The organism is Virgibacillus oceani (genome assembly GCF_014638995.1).
Lineage (GTDB): Bacteria > Bacillota > Bacilli > Bacillales > Amphibacillaceae > Virgibacillus_E > Virgibacillus_E oceani.
Window position 1 is genome coordinate 14,442 of the sequence record NZ_BMFR01000022.1, and the last position, 20,232, is coordinate 34,673.

Sequence of the window (20,232 nt, forward strand, 5' to 3'; positions counted from 1 at the left end):
TGTATCTTTTGAGACAAGGTGATCGAGATTTGTTACGGGACATATAGCGGCTGGAAATGTTTCAGTGTAGTAGCTGTCATAAGAGATTATTATTGTGAAGGATCTAAAGGCAATACCGTCATAGAAGTTCTCCTTATAAATACGGTAACGCGTTTTGCCATAAAAATTTTGTATGTAATAGATGTGTGTTTGACAAGCCACACATGCTCTCACCTCAGACGTTAATTGAATGCTTGGTTTGTAACATTTTATTACTTAACTGTGGTGATTATGATTAAAATTACATCATTAGGAAGGAGGACAAGGAGTTTTTTTAAAAAGGATGGATTGCAGACCGTATTTCTTGAATGGTTACATTTTCAAACAGGGATTTTTCAAGAAAAGTTGTGTTTAAATCCGCAATCCACATCTAGGGTGATTTTCTGAATTAATCAATATCGCCTAGGCCGGGATCTTGGTTGTCTTCAAGAATGCTTGTGTCATCAGCAAATATACTTGTGCAAGGAAAAAATAGTAATGATACAGTAGTAAGAACAACTGCAATTCGCGCTTTACGCATATGTTTAGCCTCCTCTCTCCCATATTGCAGCAAGGTTTGACTGATTATTTATGGCGGACTGGGCCTATTATGAAATCCCCGTCCAATATACCTGTGGAAAGCTATGTTAAACCATCTGTTTTAACGCATTCAGTGGCAGTCTGCCGAAGAAGTGGTCACTTCTTTTTTCAATAAAGTGATTATAGGACTGAAGTAATTTGTTTTTATCTTTTTTCGCTAACCCTAAATAATATAGTCTAAATGGACTATTTATTGGAACATCATCTAGAATAGCAGCGGCTTTATCATGATTGCCTTTGGCTACTTCAAGATGCGCCTGTTCACTTCTGTCATCTGTTTCAATACCTTCCGTGCGTTTGAAGTGTGCGGATAAGAAAGGAATATTTCTGTTTTCGATTATGTTAACATTACGTTGCAAGTCATTTTGTTTTGCCAGCTTTAACGCTTCGGACATGTGATACATCCCTTGAAAATAGGTATCAAATGTATAGGTTAATCCTAGGTTAATGTGCAGATTGACCTTTGTTTTAATATTTGTTGTATGATTCAGGACGCGGAAGGCATATTTTCTCGCCATGATTAACTCGTTCCGGACCCAATAATAAACAAATAAATTTTGGTAAAGCCGGATATTGAAATAGGATACTAATAACGGATCTTCTACATCGTCAAATAAATGCTGCAATTTATCCAGGAAGTTACCCATTTCGCCAAATTCACTGATTTCGTAATATACCGCTATTTTCACAAATTCTATGACACATTTTAAATCCGATTCGTCCGTTTTAATGCGTCTTACCATTTTTAAAATGTCATGGGGGTTGTGCTTTCCTAGCCTTCTATCAATGACAAGTTGATAGACTGCCCCCCAATTCCTGTTTGATTTGTTAGCGGACTTTTTATTTTTGTTAATTAGCAGTTGCAAATCATTGTAAAACCCATTCATATATAAGAACTCCATACCTTTTTTACTAATATCAGGTGAAGTTGTTTGTAAACAGAATTTACGCATTAACTCTAGCACTGTCTGATCATCATGCTCATGAGCCAGCAGGAGACGTACTTGCTCCAACGTTAGTTCACCATTGCCTGGAAACGTTATCAAAGAATTAGCTGCAAAGTCAGTATTAGGGTATATCATGTACTCTTTCCTTTCTAAACCAGTTCGATATATAGTCATTTTCCCTTGTGTAACGCGTTACATTTAACAAAAAACACTTTTCAGCATATGTCAACATCTTAGTAGTACTTTGCCTATAATAACACAATTTTGCTAAAAAAATGGCCGCAATCGTTCGACAATTTCTGCAAGCTATTTTAGTATCGAATTTCCCCCATTATACTTACTTTCAAGTTCACTAGAATCGCAAAAAAAAATAACCCTAGTTAGAGAAACTACTAGGGTTATAACTATTTTATTTACGATTATGCACTAGCAGATGAAGCTGATGATTCAGATGTTTCGTCTGTGGGATTTTCATCGCCTGCATCTGTTTCGTCATCCTGTGATTGGCCAGGATCCTCTTGCTCGGAATCATTTGGTTCTTCAGCATTTTCATCTGACGTTGCATCAGAATCCTCTGATACATCTGAGTCGTCAGCTGCATCTGTTTCATCCGTAGCTTCCGATTCTTCCGTTGAACTTGATTCCTCTGCTGCATTTGATTCATCCGTTGCTTCGGATCCATCTTCTTCAGATAAAGCACTGTCTAAACTGCTTAATGGCTGGTTAAAAAACGCTTCCGGATTCACTTCTTTTCCATCTTTACGTAATTCGAAATGGACATGTGTGCCGATATCCTTGCCAAATAAATTTTGACCAGCAGTTCCTACAACTTCACCTTGTTTCACTTCGTCGCCAGCTTTAACATTGACTTCGCCTAGACTAGCATAGTAGGTTGTTACTTCATTCTCATGCGTCAATTCTACAACATTACCTAAAAGCGGATCTTCTTTCACATTTGTAACAGTTCCACTTAATGATGCCATTACATCAAATGCTTCCCCATCGGCTTGTGCAATGTCAATACCTGTACTTTGATAGTATCGGTTGTTATAAAGGACAAGTGCAGCTTCCTGGTCCTTTTCGTCTGCGTTGTAATCATAAAATTTAGTTACGATTTCTGCTTTATCTGGACTTTCTACAGGCATTTTAACTAGTTCCTGTTGACCAACTACAGTTTCTGCATCTTGATCTGCCGGGTTAGGTGTATAATCTTCTGTTTGCTCCTGTGCTTCATCCTGAACTTGGTTGTCCAAATTTTGATACCACACAACAACTGTCAAGAGAACAGCAGCTACGGTCAAATACACCGCCGGGAAAAACCACTTCTTACGGAAAATGCGACTCCACTTATTTTTTGGAGTGCCGTTGTTTTCCTCTTTCATAATCTCATCACCTCAACAACCATTCTGATCAGAAAAATGAAAATCTATACATCTCAATAAAAAAATTTCTTGATTTTATGCATTTTTTAAGAATAGATGGGTAAATTAAAGGTTTAATCAGGCAAAAGGAGGGTTCTAACAAGGGGACATTATAGTTTACGAGAGTATTCCTTTATGCAAGAAAAAAAGAGTAATTTGACTATAAATCAAATCACTCTAAGGTAAGTCTTATTTAGCTACAAGCGTTGGTGCTGTTTCATTTATATCACTAATGGAAACGCCTTGGTAATAATATTTAACAATATCCTTGTAGCTTTTTCCTTCTTTGGCCATACCATTGGCACCATACTGACTCATACCGATTCCATGCCCATAGCCCTTTGTTTTAAAAATCAAATGATTACTTTTCTGTTCCATTGTAAAGTCAGTCGACCGCAAATCCAATTTTTCTCTAACCTCTCTGCCCGTAAAGGACTTTCCTGCAATATTCATTTCCCGAACCCGGTGATTATCGGATCTCGTCATATTAACCGTTATATTTTCAGGCAGGTCGACACCCAGTCCCTTTTCAACCTGTTCTATGGATAGGATTTCCTGCTCTAAGAATTCTGGTGATTTCGTATCCCATGGGCTTTTAACACTTCGTAAATAAGGCAATTCATTTTCCCAGTAATCTTCTGAGTTCACCGTATAGCCATTGCTTGTTGAAAAATATGCCGGTGAGATCGGTGCATTATTGTATGTTAGAATTTGCCCCTTTGTAGCAGCGACGGCCTTCTTAATTTTGTTCATATTTTTGGTATAGTCACTGCCCCATTTTTTACGAAGGTCCGCCTCATTATTATAAACCTGGTCATTAACTGTATCCGTGATATCTGACTTGTCAGAGGCACCCTGATGGAGCATATGGTTTACAATAAACGTTCTTGCCGCCAGTGCCTGAGCCTTTAATGCTTCCAATTCAAAATCAACAGGCATTTCACCAGACACAACACGGGATACATATGTCTCCAAAGGTACATTTTCAACCTGGTCCGAATTGGCACGCATAACAGCTACAGAGAATGGCGAATCTCCCAAACTGATTTCTACTTCTTTTGGTGCTTCTTCATTTTTTACCGTTAATTCATCATCGTCATTCATATACGGCAACACGATTAATGTAGGAATAACAAGAATGATGGTGATTAGGATTGATACGAGCAGGATCGTTGGCATTTTCCAAGTCCCTGATCTCCTGTTCAGGCTCTTCAGGTTATGAAGTGCTGCAGGCTTATCCCGCTGCTTGGCAATCAATTTGTTTTGGTCGTATATCATGGGTTTCTTTCTTTTCATTGCCGTTTTCTTCTTTTTCCAAGCTTTGGGTACAGTTTTGTAGTACTTGTTCTTTTTCATTAGTCGCCTCCTTTAATGGTGAATAGTGCTGGATTTACTGTTTGTTTTGGTGTTTTTTTATCTATCATTCCTACTATTAAACTTATACAGATTGTAAAAACAATAGAACTAGAAATGTGGTTTAGTTTTGAAAAAAGAGAGGGAATAGGGGGGCGATAATAGGTTGTCTCACGCGGGGCATTTCCGTTTAACATGCCGATTGTTTAACGGTGCATAATTGGGAATGGCTGGGACAAAAAATTTTAGTCAAAAGAAATCCGAACCATGAATTCTTTCAATTAGAATTTGTATTAGTTCGGATATTCCTTTTTGGCTATTCGAAATTTTTGCTGCTAATTACCCTTCCAATCAGACCCTGGTTAATTGTTTAGTCAAATCCTTATTTTCTAATGTATCATCATACAAATGACAGGCAACATAGTGATTCTGACCGACTTCTTGCCACACTGGTTTTTTCATTGAACAAACTTCCATTGCCATTGGACAGCGTGTACGGAAAACACAGCCACTCGGCGGGTTAATTGGACTTGGCAGTTCACCTTGTAAAATAATCCGTTCCCGCGTTTCCTCAATATCCGGATCCGGAATTGGTATGGCCGATAGCAATGCCTGTGTGTATGGATGTAACGGATTTTCATATAATTCTTCACTTGCGGTCAGCTCAACCATATTTCCTAAATACATAACACCGATACGGTCGGAAATTTGTTTGACCATTGACAGATCATGGGCGATAAATAAGAACGTCAGACCTTTTTCAACCTGTAATTCCTTGAGCAAATTAACAACCTGGGCCTGAACCGATACATCAAGGGCTGAGATTGGCTCATCGGCAATGATAAAATTCGGGTTTAATGCTAAGGCACGCGCGATCCCGATACGCTGGCGCTGACCCCCGCTGAATTCGTGCGGATATCGATTAGCGTGATCACGATTTAATCCAACCTCTTCCAAAAGCTGGTACACGCGATCTAACTGCTCCCGCTTATTCTTGTATAATCCATGGACCTCCATAGGCTCAGAAATTACCTCTTTGACCGTTGATCTAGGGTTTAACGATGCATACGGATCCTGAAAAATCATTTGCATACTGCGGTAAAAATGGAATCGTTCCTTTTCGTTGAGTTCATGGACGTTTTTACCATCAAACAATACATCACCGTCTGTTTTATCATAAAGTCCCATAATCGTTCGTCCAATGGTTGACTTACCACAGCCGGATTCACCAACAAGACCGAACGTTTCACCTTTATTCACATGGAAGCTGACACCATCAACCGCTTGCAAAACACTGCCTTTTCCCATGTTAAAATATTTCTTTAATTCATGTACCTGTAAAATTTTCTCCTGGTCCATCCTTATTCCCCCACTCCTTGCCAATACCTGCTTGCAGCACAAAGTTCTTTCCCATATACGGTACCTTCTAGTTTAATGATTTCAATACCCTTACCAGTACCTGGCGAGTGAAGCATTTTTCCATCTCCATAATAGATTCCAACATGATGAAGGCTTCCTTTCCCCTCATCATATGCGAAGAAAATTAAATCTCCTGGCAGCAGCTGATTGAAGGGAACTGCAATCCCTTGCTCTGCCTGGTCACCGGCATCTCTCGGGATTTGATAGCCGTTTGCCTTTGACATGGTATAGCTGAACCCTGAACAGTCATACCCAAACGAACTCATTCCTCCCCAGAAATAAGCAAGCCCTAAATACTTTTCGCCAGCATTAACAATAGCCTTACCACCTTGCTTTTCTATACCTTCAGCAGAATTAAAAATGCTGACAGCGGGCCTTGGCAGAAACTGCTTGCCGTGTGGCGTCATTACTCCTACTCGCGTCTCGTTCTCCGAAACTACTGGCAGCATGGTCATATAGCTAAGCTTTAATAGTTTTTCGCCATCTTCCTTTTCAAGCCATGCCTTATCATCAACTATAGCTGCTGTTTTTTCTTGCTGCCAATCTGTTTTGGAAACTTCCTTTAATTGATGGAGTGGTACCCAGCCGGGATATCCCCGTTTGTCTTTTATCGATTCCTGATCCGGGATTACAACATGTGCCCACCCATCTTTTATCTCCGTTATTAGTACCGCTTCCCCATAGAGTAATTGTGTCTGTACACGATTTTCTTCACACAATGCTAGTCTGGTTTCTGGGGTAAGTGCTTTCGTCCATTCGTCTATATTTGTAGGGTTTGTTGTTCCGGGCGAATCCATCTCTCTTGCGGATTCAGGATTAGTCCATACTGTTGCCACTTGTACCGACGCAACCCATAGCTTTTCTGGAAATTGATCAAACGTTTGTTTAACCATTATGTGCCTCCTTTAATGATGTCTTAATCGATACGGACATAGTCTTGGTGTACCGCTTTTATGCCTAAACCGGTTTTACCGCCCAAATCTATTGAACTACCTTTGTATGTAATGCCACCCTCTATTAAATCGTCTGCAAGCATTAATGGCGCATCGAAATCATAGCGTGTAACATTTGGCTGGCTTGCGGCAAAATGGGCTGCTGCCGTTATGCCGATTTTCGTTTCAATCATGCTGCCTACCATGCAATCCACTCCATAAATTTGAGCCAGCTTGGCGATTTTAAGTGCTTGATGGATGCCGCCTGTCTTCATTAATTTAATGTTAATCAGATCTGCTGCTCTCATTTCCAATACTCGCTTTGCATCCATTGGTGAAAACACACTTTCGTCGGCCATTATCGGCGTATCCGTATGATCTGTAACATATTTTAGCCCTTCAAGGTCATGTGCCTTCACAGGCTGTTCGATCAATTCGATATCCAGTCCAAGATCCTCCATTTGACGGATCGCTTTAACCGCTCCTTTCGCATCCCATCCCTGGTTTGCGTCAAGACGAATGAATACATCACTGCCAATTTGCTCCCGAATTGCTTGAATCCGGGCTACATCTGTCTTTATTAAGTCTTTTCCTACCTTTACTTTTAAAACAGAAAAGCCATCGTTTACATACTGCTGTGCATCTTCGGCCATTTCCCCCGGACTGTTCACACTAACGGTATAGTCGGTTTCAATTGTTTCATGGTAACCGCCAAGGAATTGTGCAAGCGGCATTCTTGCTTGTTGTGCAATGCAATCATAAAGCGCCATATCAAGGGCTGCTTTAGCACTCGTATTTCCAACAGCTGCTGTCTGTATTTTTTCAAAAAGCTGTTCTCGGTATAACAACGACTCGCCGATTAACAGAGGTTTGAAAACTTCTGTCAGCATATAATCAACACTAGCTAAACTATCCCCTGTAATAACATGAGTCGGCGGTGCCTCTCCAAAGCCGATCACCCCATTATCACACGTAACTTTGACGACGACAGATTCTGCAATGGTAACCGTGCGCAATGCAGTTTTAAACTGCTTTTTTAATGGAATTGCTGCTTGAAATGTTTCTATATCCCTGATGTTCATCCACTCATTCCTCCAGCATGCAGGAAGCTACTTCACTCCTGCTTCAATTGTTAATGATTTTTTGTACGTCGATAGCATTGCCTGTACTCCAAGTGGCACAGCAAAATGCGGCATGCAATGGCCTATTTTGAACCCGGACATCACTGGGCAGGACAGTTTGTCGAAATAATGATGAAAAACCTGCTCCAATGTCAGAGAAGGCTTTTCTTTCTTGGGCTTGGATTTGGCAAAATCGCCAATGATAATTCCTGCTGCATCCTTTAGTTTTCCCGCAAGCTTCAGCTGGTTAAGCATAGCATCAACACGATACGGCTCTTCTCCGATATCTTCCATAAGCACTAATTTCCCTCTTGTTTCAATTTCATGTGGTGTACCAAGTGTACTTACAAGCAAAGACAAATTCCCGCCGACAAGTTCGCCGCTTGCTTCACCAGATACCATTACCTTTAATGATGATAGTTGTTCCGAATAATGAAGTCTTGTGGGAGTAAATAATTGCTGGAAAAGCTGTGCGGATAATTCGTCAAAATTGTCTTTTGCAACATCCGATTCAACCATTGGTCCATGAAATGTCACAAGCCCTGTTGCTTGACGGATCGTTGTATGGATATAGGTAATATCACTGTATCCCCAGATTATTTTTGGATTTTCTTCAACTAATTGGTAATCGATATCCGATGCAATTCTTCCAGTCCCATAGCCGCCACGGGCAAAAATAATCCCTTTAATACTTGGGTCGGCAATCATCTCATGAAAATCGGCAAGCCTCTGTTCATCTGTACCTGCTAAATAGCCGTATACTTCATCGATATGCCTGCCAAGCTTTACACGCAGTCCCAGCTGTTCAAAAAAACAAATACCTCGTTTTAAATCATTCATGTCAGGCGGGCTTGCAGGTGCAATAACCCCAATGGTATCTCCTTTTTGCAGACGTTCAGAAAGGATCATGAATTTACCTTCTTTCTTATGTACTTCAGTGAAATATGTATGAATAGGAAAAGGACGGCCCACATACATATGCAGTGAGCCTTTCCTTTTCCCCCTGGCAATGCTCGGTTGTTAACTCGGGATTGCACTTATTGCGGCAAGAATTTGCACGATGATCTTCCAGTTTCCCACTGTCTTAATTTGGTTTGCGCATTCATTCCCCGTCATTGCGAGCTAATCCTAAATTACTTTTTATCCGCCCATTTCAATTCTAAATATCCTACCGGGTGGCGAACTATACCAGTAATATCATCTTTATAAATATATACTTGGTTATAATAATGAACTGGGAAAATTGGCATTTCTTCAGCTAATAGCTTTTCAGCTTTATACATGCTTTCCCAGCGTTTTTCTTCATCTGTCTCTGTTTTCGCTTGCTGGATTAATTTATCGTATTCTTCATTTGACCAGCCTGTACGGTTCATTGAAGAATCGGTTAGGAAGCTTTCCAGGAAGTTAACCGGATCACCGTAGTCAAATAGGAATGAACTGCGTGAAAGCTGATGCTTCAGTCCTTTTTGATCTTCAAGGAATACGTTCCACTCTGTATTTTCGAGCTTAACGTCCACCCCAAGGTTATCCTTGAACATACCTTGCATTGTTTCGGCGATTGCTTTATGCGCTTCGTCCGTGTTGTATGTTAACGTTACTGGCGGCAATTCATCATAGCCTTCTTCTTTCATGCCTTCTTCTAATAACTTCTTCGCTTCCTTAGGATTAAATGTAACAAGATCACCGTTTACTTCGCGGAAGTCCTTGCCATTTGGTCCAACAAACCCTGGAGAAACAAAGCCTTTCGCTGCTTCTTCTTTATTTTTTGTTACGAAATCAACAATATCCTGCTGATTGACTGCCAATGCGAACGCTTTTCTGATTTTTGCATTTTGGAAAGGTTCTTTTTCTACATTAAAGCGATAGAAATAAAGTCCTGCCTGATCTTCTACGATAACGTTATCTCCGTTAATCAGCTGTTCAGCCATGTCAGAAGGAATTTCCGTCATATCCAGTTCATCACTTTCGAACATTTGATATTCTGTATTTGTATCGTTAACCATTGCCCAATGAATTTTATCAAGTTTTACAGTGTCTTTATCCCAATATTGGTCATTTTTCACAAATACCATTTCACTATTATGCTTCCATGATTCAAGCTTGAATGGGCCGTTGGAAACGAATGAATCTGCCTCCGCATACCATTCTGGGTTTTCATTTGCAACCTTCTCGTTAACCGGGAAGAATGCTGGATTTGTAATAACATGCAGGAAAAATCCTGTTGGAGCTGTCAGTGTTACTTCAAACGTTTTTTCATCTACTGCTTTTACTGCAACATCATCTGCTGATCCCTCACCAGCGTTGTATGCCTCGCCGCCCTCGATAAAATAGCCAAGGAATGATGTTGAGAATGCATTGTCAGGATTTAATAATTGTTTCCAGGCATATACAAAATCGCCTGCTGTTACTGGATCGCCATTTGACCAATTCGCATTTTCACGGAGGTGGAATGTATAAGTTTTACCATCCTCTGAGATATCCCAGCTTTCGGCCATTGCTGGCTGCGGTTTGTCATCTTTGCCTAAACGGGTTAAGCCCTCCATTAGGTTGTTTAATGAAGTCCATGATACAGAGTCAAAACCTTCAGGCGGGTTAAACGATGTAGGCTCATCGCCATTATTCATGTAAAGCACTTTTTCTTCTGTTGTCTCAGTGCCCTCATCCGCCCCTCCTCCTTCATCATCTTTCTTGCCAGCACTTTCATTAGCTGTACACGCTGCTAAAACGATAACTGTTAGTGCTGCCAACAGCAATAAAAGCCATTTTTTCATAAAACTTTTCCCCCTTGTTTTTTATTTTGCGGCTGAGGTAGCCAAAAGCTGTTTTGCCCTCTCATCCTGAAGCCAGCATTCCACATGGTGTGTGTCTGAAAGCTCAGATTGGAAAGGATAAACTTTATCACACACCTCCATCGCAAACGGACATCTTGCTGTAAACGGACATCCCGTTGGAGGTGAGAATAAATCTGGTGGTGTACCATCAATTGGGGTCAGTTTCTCCCCTTTTAAGTCCAGCCTTGGAACTGATTTAAGCAATCCTTGTGTATAGGGATGCTCCGGCTGATAAAAAATTTCCCGTTTCGTTCCAACTTCGATTATTTTCCCAGCGTACATCACGGCAATTCGATCAGCGATTTTCGCCACTACTCCTAAATCGTGCGTGATTAATATAATCGAAACGCCGGTTGTATCCTGTATTTTTTCAAAGAGCTCCAGAATCTGGGCCTGAATCGTCACATCGAGTGCTGTTGTTGGTTCATCCGCGATTAGCAGCTCTGGTTCACAGATCAGCGCTATCGCAATCACAATACGCTGACGCATCCCTCCGCTAAATTGGTGCGGATACTGTTTCATGCGGACTTCCGGATTTGGGATACCGACTAAATCCATCATTTCCAGAGCTTTCTTTTTAGCGTTTTCACTTGAAATTTTATGATGCTGACGCAATCCTTCGATAAGCTGGCTTCCAATCGTTAACGTTGGGTTCAGCGCGGTCATCGGATCCTGAAATATCATCGAGATGTCTACACCGCGGATCTGCCGCATTTCTTTTTCTGTAAGTTTCGTTAAATCTTTTCCATTGAACAGGATCGACCCGTTGGAAATTTTACCTGGAGGATCGGGAATTAATCGCATAATCGCGTTTGATGTAACACTTTTCCCGCATCCTGACTCACCAACAATCGCTAATGTTTCCCCTTTATTTAAATGAAAATTAACTCCACGCACAGCCTTTACGGTACCTCCATATGTCGTAAACGTGACATGGAGATCATTTACTTCAAGAATTTTTTCCAATAGTCCCACCTACTTTCTCAGCTTCGGATCAAGTGCATCCTGAAGTCCATCTCCCAATACGTTAAAAGCAAACATCGTAAAAGAGATAAAAAATGCCGGGAAGAATAATGTCCACCAATATCCCGAAAGTATCGCTCCTAATGCGTCATTTGCCATGACACCCCAGCTTGCAAATGGAGATTGTATACCTAGCCCAAGGAAGCTTAGGAATGCTTCAGCAAAAATGGCACTTGGTACAGTTAATGTCATTTGTACGATGATTGGCCCCATCGTATTGGGGAGCAAATTTTTACGAATAATCCGCTTCGTCTTCGTTCCAAATGACTTCGAGGCTAGAACAAATTCATAGTTTTTAATTTGCAGCACCTGCCCCCTTACGATCCTGGCCATTCCTACCCAGCCGGTTACAGTAAGCGCTATGATAATGGTTGTAAGACTTGGCCCCAATACGACTAATAATAGAATTACTACTAATAGATATGGAAGACCGTATAACACTTCTACGATACGCATCATAATATTGTCTGTGCGCCCGCCCTTATAGCCTGAGATACCGCCATAAACGACGCCTACGAAGAAATCTATTAACGCTGCCATCAAACCGACAAATAAGGAGATTCTGGCACCATACCATGTTCTCGTAAACACATCACGGCCAAGCGAGTCTGTACCAAACCAATGATCCCCTGATGGAGGCAAAAACTGGTTCGGCAAATCGTTTCCATCTACTTTATACGGTGACAGCATTGGTCCGATAATAGCCATCACAGTTAAAAGAACAAGGAAAATAAGTCCTGCCATTGCTAATTTATTTTTCACCAGTCGTTTCCATGCATCCTGCCAATAAGACAATGATGGCCGTGCAACCGATTCTGCTTTACTTAAGTCTTTCTCCTTCCATTTAAACCAGTCGTCCTGAACTGCTGCAGGTGATGGAGAATGATTCGTCTTTCTTGGTTTCATTTATTCTCCCCCGCCCTTTTTGTGTATTTTGATACGTGGATCCAGTATGCCGTATGCGATATCAACTAGAAACAGCATAAAAATCAGAAAAGCACTATAGAAAACGGTTGTACCCATAATAACCGGGTAGTCACGCTGGTTGATGCTTTCCACAAAATACCTTCCCATGCCAGGTATTGCGAAGATTTTTTCAATGACAAATGTTCCAGTCAGAATACCTGCAAGCAAGGTTCCCATAATCGTTACTACAGGCATAAGTGCATTTTTCAGTGCATGTTTAAAAATAATTTTCCATGGAGACAGCCCTTTTGCACGAGCCATTTTTATGTAATCCTGCGTCAGTACTTCCAGCATGGTTGATCTGGTTAATCTGGCGATGATTGCCATCGGTCCCGTCGCTAAAGCAATTACAGGCAGAACCATATGCGCCGGACTTGACCATGTTGCAGGCGGCAGCAAATTCCAATCGACGGCCAGTTTTTGAATAAGTAACGTTGCTAAGACAAAGTTAGGAATAGATATCCCCAGAACGGCAAAACTCATAGCCAAATAGTCTATAATGCCGTTGTGCCTGAGCGCGGCAAGTATTCCTAGGATTATCCCAGAGATTACTGCGACAATGATAGTCACAATCCCCAATTCAAAGGAAATTGGAAACCCGCGTCCAAGCAAATCATTAACGGTTTCTGTTGGTTGTTTAATAGATGGACCGAAATCAAATGTAACGATAGATTTTAAGTAAAGTAAATATTGAACGATATATGGTTCATCAAGGTTGTAATGTGCCTCTAAGTTTGCCTGAACGGTTTCGTTTGTTGTACGTTCTTCGTTAAAAGGCGAACCAGGGACCGCTTTCATCAAAACAAATGTCAGCGTCACAATGATCCATATCGTTATGATCATCATCAGTAATCGTTTTAATATGTATCGCGTCATTTCTCCTCACTCCTATGAAAAGGTTGTACGCATAGCGAGCTCGGTCATCACAAGCATTGCCTGATACGCCTCTACAATATCTTTTGCATTGTATTTTACAATTGTCGTTCCAGGTACAATTTCTGTGCCTGGCATAAGGTTGCCCCATTCAGCCTGACCATGGTTGTTAAATTCAATTTTTAACACAGGATTTTCCGGTGGTACGAGCGGCTGCACATTATGTCTATTTTCCAATGCTTGTGTTACTTTTTGCGTTAACAGTTCCCCTGCCTTTTTTGGTGTCAAGCTTTTAACCGATGAGCGGGAAATCGTTTCCTTTACCGCCGCAGTTGTAATATTGGGGATTAGCTCCTCGGCCTCTTTTGCAGCCTGATCGTCACCCGCTACCAGTAATACCGGCACACCAAAATGACCCGCAACATAAGCATTAAAGCCAAGCTCCCCAATTGGTTTATCATTAATGTAGAAATTTCGAACAGCATGAATCATCGCATGCGACATAACACCAAATTGCCCCGCACGCGCATGGTAGCCTACAAACATCGCACCCTCGTATGTACGATCAAGCCCCTGAACCATTGATAACGGCTTCACTTCTCCCGTAATTAGCTGTGCATCAGGGTGTAATTGATCAATTAAAATATTGTTCATTTTTGAATGACTGTCATTAACTAAAATATCCCCGCAGCCAAATTTATAAGCTGCATCAATCACATAATTTACTTCATCAGTCATAATCTTACGTGCTCTCCCATAGTTATGCATGGAGGAATCTACATATGTATAATCAGGTAAACCAGTAATACCCTCCATATCCACTGACACGTATAGCTTCATGTTGTACGCCCCTTTGTTAAGTATTAGTAATTTTCTTTCAATTCTATCACACTATTATTGAAATTTAAAGACAGTTTTGATTTTACAGAAAGGTAAATTGTGGTGTTGGGGGTGTATGTAGATTTGTGGATTGGGTTGATGTTTTTGCTCTGGGGTTGATGTTTTGTGGCTCGGGTTGATGTGCTAGCTTTGGGGTTGATGTGCTGGCTCTCGGGTTGATGTTCCTGCCTCTCGGGTTGATGTTCCCACTCTCGGGTTGATGTTCCCGCTCTGGGGTTGATGTGCTGGCTCTCGGGTTGATGTTCCTGCCTCTCGGGTTGATGTTCCGCCCCTCGGGTTGATGTTCCCGCTCTCGGGTTGATGTTCCCTCTCTCGGGTTGATGTTCCTGCCTATCGAGTTGATGTTCCTGCCCCTCGGGTTGATGTTCCCGTCCTCGGGTTGATGTTCCCGTCCTCGGGTTGATGTTCCCTCTCTCGGGTTGATGTTCCCTCTCTCGGGTTGATGTTACGCCCCTCGCGTTGATGTTCCTGCCTCTCGGGTTGATGTTCCGCCCCTCGGGTTGATGTTCCCGTCCTCGGGTTGATGTTCCCGCCTCTGGGGTTGATGTTCCCTCTCTCGGGTTGATGTTACGCCCCTCGGATTGATGTTCCTGCCTCTCGGGTTGATGTTCCGCCCCTCGGGTTGATGTTCCCGCCTATCGTGTTGATGTTCCCTCTCTCGCGTTGATGTTACGCCCCTCGGGTTAATGCTTTCACCAATATTTCGCCTCTTCCTCCGATATCCCCCCTCCTCCCAATGTTCATGCAGCACTCGACGATTTCCAGTAAATTTCTGCATACAAAAAACAGGTGATGCGTATAATTGCATCACCTGTTGGTAATAATAAATAATAAGTTTAAGATAACTCTGCTAATCTATCAGTCTGGTAATCTATTTCAGCAAAAGATTTTACGACATTACCGTTTTCATCAACACGTTCGATGTCTGCTCCTAATGATGCTAGTTTTCCAGCAAAATTCACATAGCCGCGATCGAGATGCTTAAGCTCTGTTACCCGAGTAAAGCCGTCTGCTCTTAATCCAGCCAAAATTAATGCTGCCGCAGCACGTAAATCAGTTGCTGCAACCTCAGCACCTTGCAAGTCTGAATCACCCTCGATTATAACACTGCGTCCTTCAATCTTCATTTTAGCATTCATTCTTCTAAATTCTTCAACATGCATAAAACGATTCTCAAAAACTGTTTCCGTTATAACACTTGTACCTTGTGCATATGTCATTAATGCCATCATTTGTGATTGCATGTCTGTTGGGAAACCGGGGTGTGGCAATGTTTTGATATCCGTTGCTTTCAATTGTTCTGGTCCAATAACCCGAAGCCCGCCATTTTCATCAAGAATCTCCACATTCATTTCCTCTAATTTAGAAATAACAGAACGTAAATGTTCACTTACTGCGTTTTCAATTAAGACATTTCCGCCAGTTAAAGCTGCAGCCACCATAAACGTTCCTGCCTCAATTCGATCTGGAATAATGGTATGCTCCGTTCCTTGCAGCTTCTCAACTCCATGGATACGGATCGTTTCTGTACCAGCACCTACTATTCTAGCGCCCATTTTATTTAAGAAATTAGCTAAGTCAACTATTTCTGGCTCTTTTGCACAATTTTCGAGAATAGTTTTGCCCTCCGCTAGAGCAGCAGCCATCATAATATTTTCCGTAGCTCCAACACTTGGTACGTCTAAGTAAATCTTAGCACCCTGAAGTCTTCCATCTACTTTCACTTCAACGAAACCGTTACCAACATGCACATCTGCACCCATTGCCTCGAAGCCTTTTAAATGCAAATCTATTGGACGCGATCCAATAGCACATCCTCCAGGCATAGCAACTTTCGCATGACCATAACGGGCTAATAGAGGTCCTAATACTAAAACGGATGCACGCATTTTGCGAACATACTCAAAAGGCGCCTCTGTCATTAACTTTTGTGACGCATCTACTGTAATTGTATTATTTTCAAATTGAACATCAGCATTCATATTTCGTATAACTTCATTAATTGTATAAACATCAGCCAGAACAGGAACGTCATGTAAAACGCTTTTTCCTTCACTTGCAATAATACTTGCAGCGATAACAGGCAGCACTGCATTCTTAGCACCTTCAACCTTAACGGCGCCAGTTAATTGTCTCCCGCCGCGAACGATGATCTTTTCCATGTTTCAATCTCCTTCAGTCCCAATTTCACTATATTAATATTCAGTAATCAAGATAGGTGTTCCTATCGTGAATTTCGTGCTTTCGTTTTTATCAGCTCTAACCGCGAGCTGAACGTTCATGGGTTTATCCATTATAGTGATTTGTTGATTCCATAATGATGTATACCCGTATATTATTTTTTCATGCATAGAGTTTTGTATTGAATCGTATTGTGTCGATATATGTTGCAGATTTAGTTTCTGTTTTACTTTATTAAAAAAATAATCACTACTAATTGTATCATTACTTTCAGTTGTCAGACAAGCAAATTTTTTGGCGGATTGTGTAAAAAATTGTTCTGTCATCGAATTGACCTTTTGCTGATAGATTTTACTAATAGAATTGTTCCAAACCTTGCCACTTAAAATTCCTACTATTTCTGCCTGATACGCTTTATTTTTTGGGATGATAACTTTATAGCTTTCGTTAACTTCACCCGAATTATGAGCGTCACTAAATGAATATTTTATAACGTTTTCGTCTTCACTGGTAGTGACTAAATAACTATTTTTCAATTGCTTTATTTTATATTGTATTCCATTATGATCAATTTGTTCTTTGATTGTGACCTGCCACTTATCAACGGTTAAAGCACTTTCTAGGGCAAGTGCTGCTAAATCCACCATTTCATCATTTTCAGGTGCAGCATTATAGGCTAATGCCTTTGTCGTACAACATAATATTAAAATAAAAATAATACCTGCTTTCTTCATAAAAAATCCTCCTTATTCAAAACTATAACTATAGTATGAACAGGAGGATTTAGAAACATACCTCATAAATTCCGACAGATTTATAGAATACTAGATTTTTAATAAGGAACCTTGTTTAGCATCCTAGAAGAGTAATCTAAGATCCTGAGACCATCGAAGGAATTCAAGGAAGAACCTGCTGACACCGGTACCGATTACTATTGTGATAAACAATAGAAGAATTCGTGCTTCAGTAGCGCGGCCCTTTCTTATTAACGGATCGAAATTAATTGTCTGTACTAGCCTCCATGTAATAAAAATAAAAAGTAAATGGGAGATCATACTAGTTAGTGCTAATTGACCGATTGAAAACATATATCTTCACACCTTGCCTTTAAAATAACTTTTCACTAATGTTACTTTGCCAGTAATGCATGGAATTGTCAACGGATTTAATGCAGGGGTTTATTGAATGAAGTGTCAAATTGTGTTGAAGCAGGAACAGGAAATAATCAATATTTAGCATTTCCCGGGAAATATCGACTTCATTTTCCCGCAAAGTATGAAATAAAGGTGCTGGTTTCCCAGTTGCGTGACTATGGGTATTGTCATATTCCGTCCGTATCTCCATAACAGTCAATATTTCTTTTTACGATTTATTTCCTTCCGTATTTGTCGTTAATTTCCCTTTTCAATAAATTTACCGCCGTACTTGGCATATTCCCTTTTCGATCATTCTGCCACTGCATTTGTCGTTATTTCCGTTTGATTTCTCGCCTTACCTGACATTTTCCTTTTTGCTTGAATCCACCGCACTTGCTGTTATTCCTTTCCGATATATTTCCCGCCGCACTTGCCGATTCGCCTGAATTCTGCAATCTGGCTAATACTATCTCTAGTCAATCGATTTCCCATCACATCGGGTCGGAGCTTCCTCATTTCCAATTATCCACTAATCTTGTATCTATTTTATTCCAATTTAAAGCCTTAACTACACAAAAAGCCCCCCACAAAAGTGAGAAGCTTTCCAAAATTATCCTACAATATCCAATCTGTTCATTGCTCGTTTGAGTGCTAATTCAGCCCTTTGGAAGTCGATATCGTCTTGTTTAGACTGGAGGCGTTGTTCTGCGCGTGATTTTGCTTCTTTCGCGCGTTCAACATTGATGTCTGAAGGTGTTTCTGCAGATTGGGCAAGAATTGTTACCTTTTCTGGGCGCACCTCCAAAAATCCGCCACTAACAGCTAATCGTTTTGAATCATTGCCATTTTTTAATCGTACGGCACTGATTGTCAGCGGAGCGACTAATGGAATGTGCCCTGGCAAAATACCAAGTTCACCACTTTCCGCTTTACAGCTAACCATTTCAAAGCTATCTTCCAAAACCGGACCATCAGGAGTAACAACACTCACAGTTAGTGTTTTCAATGTAACCCCTCCTACAGACTTAATGCAGGTTGGGAAATCATTTTAAAATTTCCCAACTAATTGCGTCAGTTAAGTCTTCGTTATTATTCCATTTCTTTTGCTTTTTCAACTACTTCTTCGATACGGCCAACTAAACGGAATGCATCTTCCGGCAAATCATCATATTTACCTTCTAAAACCTCTTTGAAGCCTTTTACAGTTTCCTGTACTGGTACATAAGAACCTTTTTGTCCAGTAAACTGTTCAGCAACGTGGAAGTTTTGAGAAAGGAAGTTTTGAATACGACGTGCTCGTTGTACCGTTTGTTTATCTTCATCAGAAAGCTCATCCATACCAAGAATTGCGATAATATCTTGCAGTTCTTTATACTTTTGCAGTGTACGCTGAACTTCAGTTGCTACTTCATAATGTTCTGCGCCTACAATTTCAGGATCTAATGCACGTGATGTAGATGCCAATGGGTCCACAGCAGGGTAAATACCTTGCTCAGAAAGTTTACGCTCTAGGTTTGTTGTTGCATCCAAGTGAGCAAATGTTGTCGCTGGCGCTGGATCTGTATAGTCATCGGCAGGTACATAGATAGCCTGGATTGATGTTACAGAACCTTTATTTGTTGACGTAATACGCTCTTGCAGTTTACCCATTTCAGTTGCAAGTGTCGGCTGGTAACCAACGGCAGATGGCATCCGGCCTAATAATGCGGAAACCTCTGAACCCGCTTGTGTAAAACGGAAAATATTATCAATGAAAAGCAACACATCCTGGCCTTGCTCATCACGGAAATATTCAGCCATTGTCAGACCTGTTAATGCAACACGCATACGCGCACCAGGCGGTTCGTTCATTTGACCGAATACCATGGCAGTTTTTGCAATAACGCCTGAATCTTTCATTTCATAGTAAAGGTCATTACCTTCACGAGTACGTTCACCAACACCGGCAAATACGGAAATACCGCCATGTTCTTGTGCGATGTTGTTGATTAATTCCTGAATTAAAACTGTTTTACCTACACCGGCACCACCAAACAAACCGATTTTACCACCTTTGATATATGGTGCTAATAAGTCAACAACTTTAATACCAGTTTCTAAAATTTCTGTTTCCGTTGCAAGATTTTCAAATTCCGGTGACTCGCGGTGAATTGGATCCTTACGAACACCAGCATCTAATGGTTCGTCCAGGTCAATGTTTTCACCTAGTACGTTAAATACGCGACCAAGTGTCACATCGCCAACCGGTACTGAAATTGCTCTGCCTAAATCTTCAACTTCCATTCCGCGCTGTACACCATCTGTTGATGACATCGCAATTGTACGAACAGAGTTGTCACCTAGATGAAGTGCTACTTCTAATGTAAGTTCAATGCTTACTTTAGAATCGTCCTGTGCTTCAAACTGGACTACTAATGCGTTATATATGTCTGGGAGCTGACCGTCCTCGAATTTCACATCGACTACGGGCCCCATGACTTGTGAAACATAACCTTTCGTCATCGAATTTCC

Annotated in this window: 18 protein-coding genes; all 18 read right to left on the reverse strand. The window is 41.0% G+C overall.

The window, feature by feature from the left end; genetic code table 11:
* Window positions 1-427: 427 nt before the first annotated feature.
* The 18 genes from IEV74_RS19900 to atpD all read right to left on the reverse strand — a co-directional run bounded on the left by IEV74_RS19900 (window position 428) and on the right by atpD (window position 20,223).
* Window positions 428-559 carry a hypothetical protein gene (locus IEV74_RS19900; protein ID WP_268233846.1) on the reverse strand — a complete coding sequence of 44 codons (132 nt, stop codon included), beginning with the start codon at window positions 557-559 and terminating at the stop codon, window positions 428-430.
* 106 nt (window positions 560-665) lie between these two features.
* On the reverse strand, window positions 666-1,739 hold the full coding sequence (locus IEV74_RS17420; RefSeq protein ID WP_229683237.1) for an AimR family lysis-lysogeny pheromone receptor: 1,074 nt from the start codon (window positions 1,737-1,739) through the stop codon (window positions 666-668).
* Window positions 1,740-1,984: 245 nt separating this feature from the next.
* Window positions 1,985-2,947, reverse strand: a complete 963-nt coding sequence (gene spoIIQ, locus IEV74_RS17425) for a stage II sporulation protein SpoIIQ (protein ID WP_188456651.1) — start codon at window positions 2,945-2,947, stop codon at window positions 1,985-1,987.
* 228 nt (window positions 2,948-3,175) lie between these two features.
* The gene (gene spoIID / locus IEV74_RS17430; protein WP_229683238.1) at window positions 3,176-4,342 is read right to left on the reverse strand and encodes a stage II sporulation protein D; all 1,167 of its coding nucleotides are present in this window, start codon (window positions 4,340-4,342) and stop codon (window positions 3,176-3,178) included.
* Between the two features lie 348 nt (window positions 4,343-4,690).
* Entirely contained in the window at window positions 4,691-5,647 is a 957-nt protein-coding gene (locus tag IEV74_RS17435; protein ID WP_373284369.1) for an ABC transporter ATP-binding protein, read from the reverse strand.
* Window positions 5,648-5,700: 53 nt separating this feature from the next.
* Complete coding sequence (locus IEV74_RS17440; protein WP_188456653.1) at window positions 5,701-6,651, reverse strand: C40 family peptidase; 951 nt, start codon at window positions 6,649-6,651, stop codon at window positions 5,701-5,703.
* Between the two features lie 23 nt (window positions 6,652-6,674).
* Window positions 6,675-7,772: a dipeptide epimerase gene (locus tag IEV74_RS17445; protein ID WP_188456654.1), complete on the reverse strand. Its 1,098-nt coding sequence runs from the start codon at window positions 7,770-7,772 to the stop codon at window positions 6,675-6,677.
* A 27-nt stretch (window positions 7,773-7,799) separates the two neighbouring features.
* Window positions 7,800-8,720: a S66 peptidase family protein gene (locus IEV74_RS17450; protein ID WP_188456655.1), complete on the reverse strand. Its 921-nt coding sequence runs from the start codon at window positions 8,718-8,720 to the stop codon at window positions 7,800-7,802.
* 224 nt (window positions 8,721-8,944) lie between these two features.
* Window positions 8,945-10,582: a peptide ABC transporter substrate-binding protein gene (locus IEV74_RS17455; RefSeq protein ID WP_188456656.1), complete on the reverse strand. Its 1,638-nt coding sequence runs from the start codon at window positions 10,580-10,582 to the stop codon at window positions 8,945-8,947.
* A gap of 21 nt (window positions 10,583-10,603) precedes the next feature.
* Window positions 10,604-11,608, reverse strand: coding sequence for an ABC transporter ATP-binding protein (locus tag IEV74_RS17460; RefSeq protein ID WP_188456657.1), 1,005 nt, complete (start codon window positions 11,606-11,608; stop codon window positions 10,604-10,606).
* A gap of 9 nt (window positions 11,609-11,617) precedes the next feature.
* The gene (locus IEV74_RS17465) at window positions 11,618-12,571 is read right to left on the reverse strand and encodes an ABC transporter permease (protein WP_188456658.1); all 954 of its coding nucleotides are present in this window, start codon (window positions 12,569-12,571) and stop codon (window positions 11,618-11,620) included.
* A complete protein-coding gene (locus tag IEV74_RS17470; protein WP_188456659.1) occupies window positions 12,572-13,507 on the reverse strand; it encodes an ABC transporter permease in 936 nt (311 codons plus the stop codon).
* 12 nt (window positions 13,508-13,519) lie between these two features.
* Window positions 13,520-14,344 carry a D-aminopeptidase DppA gene (gene dppA / locus IEV74_RS17475; protein WP_188456660.1) on the reverse strand — a complete coding sequence of 275 codons (825 nt, stop codon included), beginning with the start codon at window positions 14,342-14,344 and terminating at the stop codon, window positions 13,520-13,522.
* Window positions 14,345-15,240: 896 nt separating this feature from the next.
* Window positions 15,241-16,566, reverse strand: coding sequence for a UDP-N-acetylglucosamine 1-carboxyvinyltransferase (gene murA, locus IEV74_RS17480; RefSeq protein WP_188456661.1), 1,326 nt, complete (start codon window positions 16,564-16,566; stop codon window positions 15,241-15,243).
* 33 nt (window positions 16,567-16,599) lie between these two features.
* On the reverse strand, window positions 16,600-17,319 hold the full coding sequence (locus tag IEV74_RS17485) for a YwmB family TATA-box binding protein (RefSeq protein ID WP_188456662.1): 720 nt from the start codon (window positions 17,317-17,319) through the stop codon (window positions 16,600-16,602).
* A 123-nt stretch (window positions 17,320-17,442) separates the two neighbouring features.
* Window positions 17,443-17,673, reverse strand: a complete 231-nt coding sequence (locus IEV74_RS17490) for a DUF1146 family protein (RefSeq protein ID WP_188456663.1) — start codon at window positions 17,671-17,673, stop codon at window positions 17,443-17,445.
* Between the two features lie 658 nt (window positions 17,674-18,331).
* A complete protein-coding gene (locus IEV74_RS17495) occupies window positions 18,332-18,727 on the reverse strand; it encodes a F0F1 ATP synthase subunit epsilon (protein WP_188456664.1) in 396 nt (131 codons plus the stop codon).
* Window positions 18,728-18,810: 83 nt separating this feature from the next.
* A complete protein-coding gene (gene atpD / locus IEV74_RS17500; protein ID WP_188456665.1) occupies window positions 18,811-20,223 on the reverse strand; it encodes a F0F1 ATP synthase subunit beta in 1,413 nt (470 codons plus the stop codon).
* Between the last annotated feature and the right edge of the window lie 9 nt (window positions 20,224-20,232).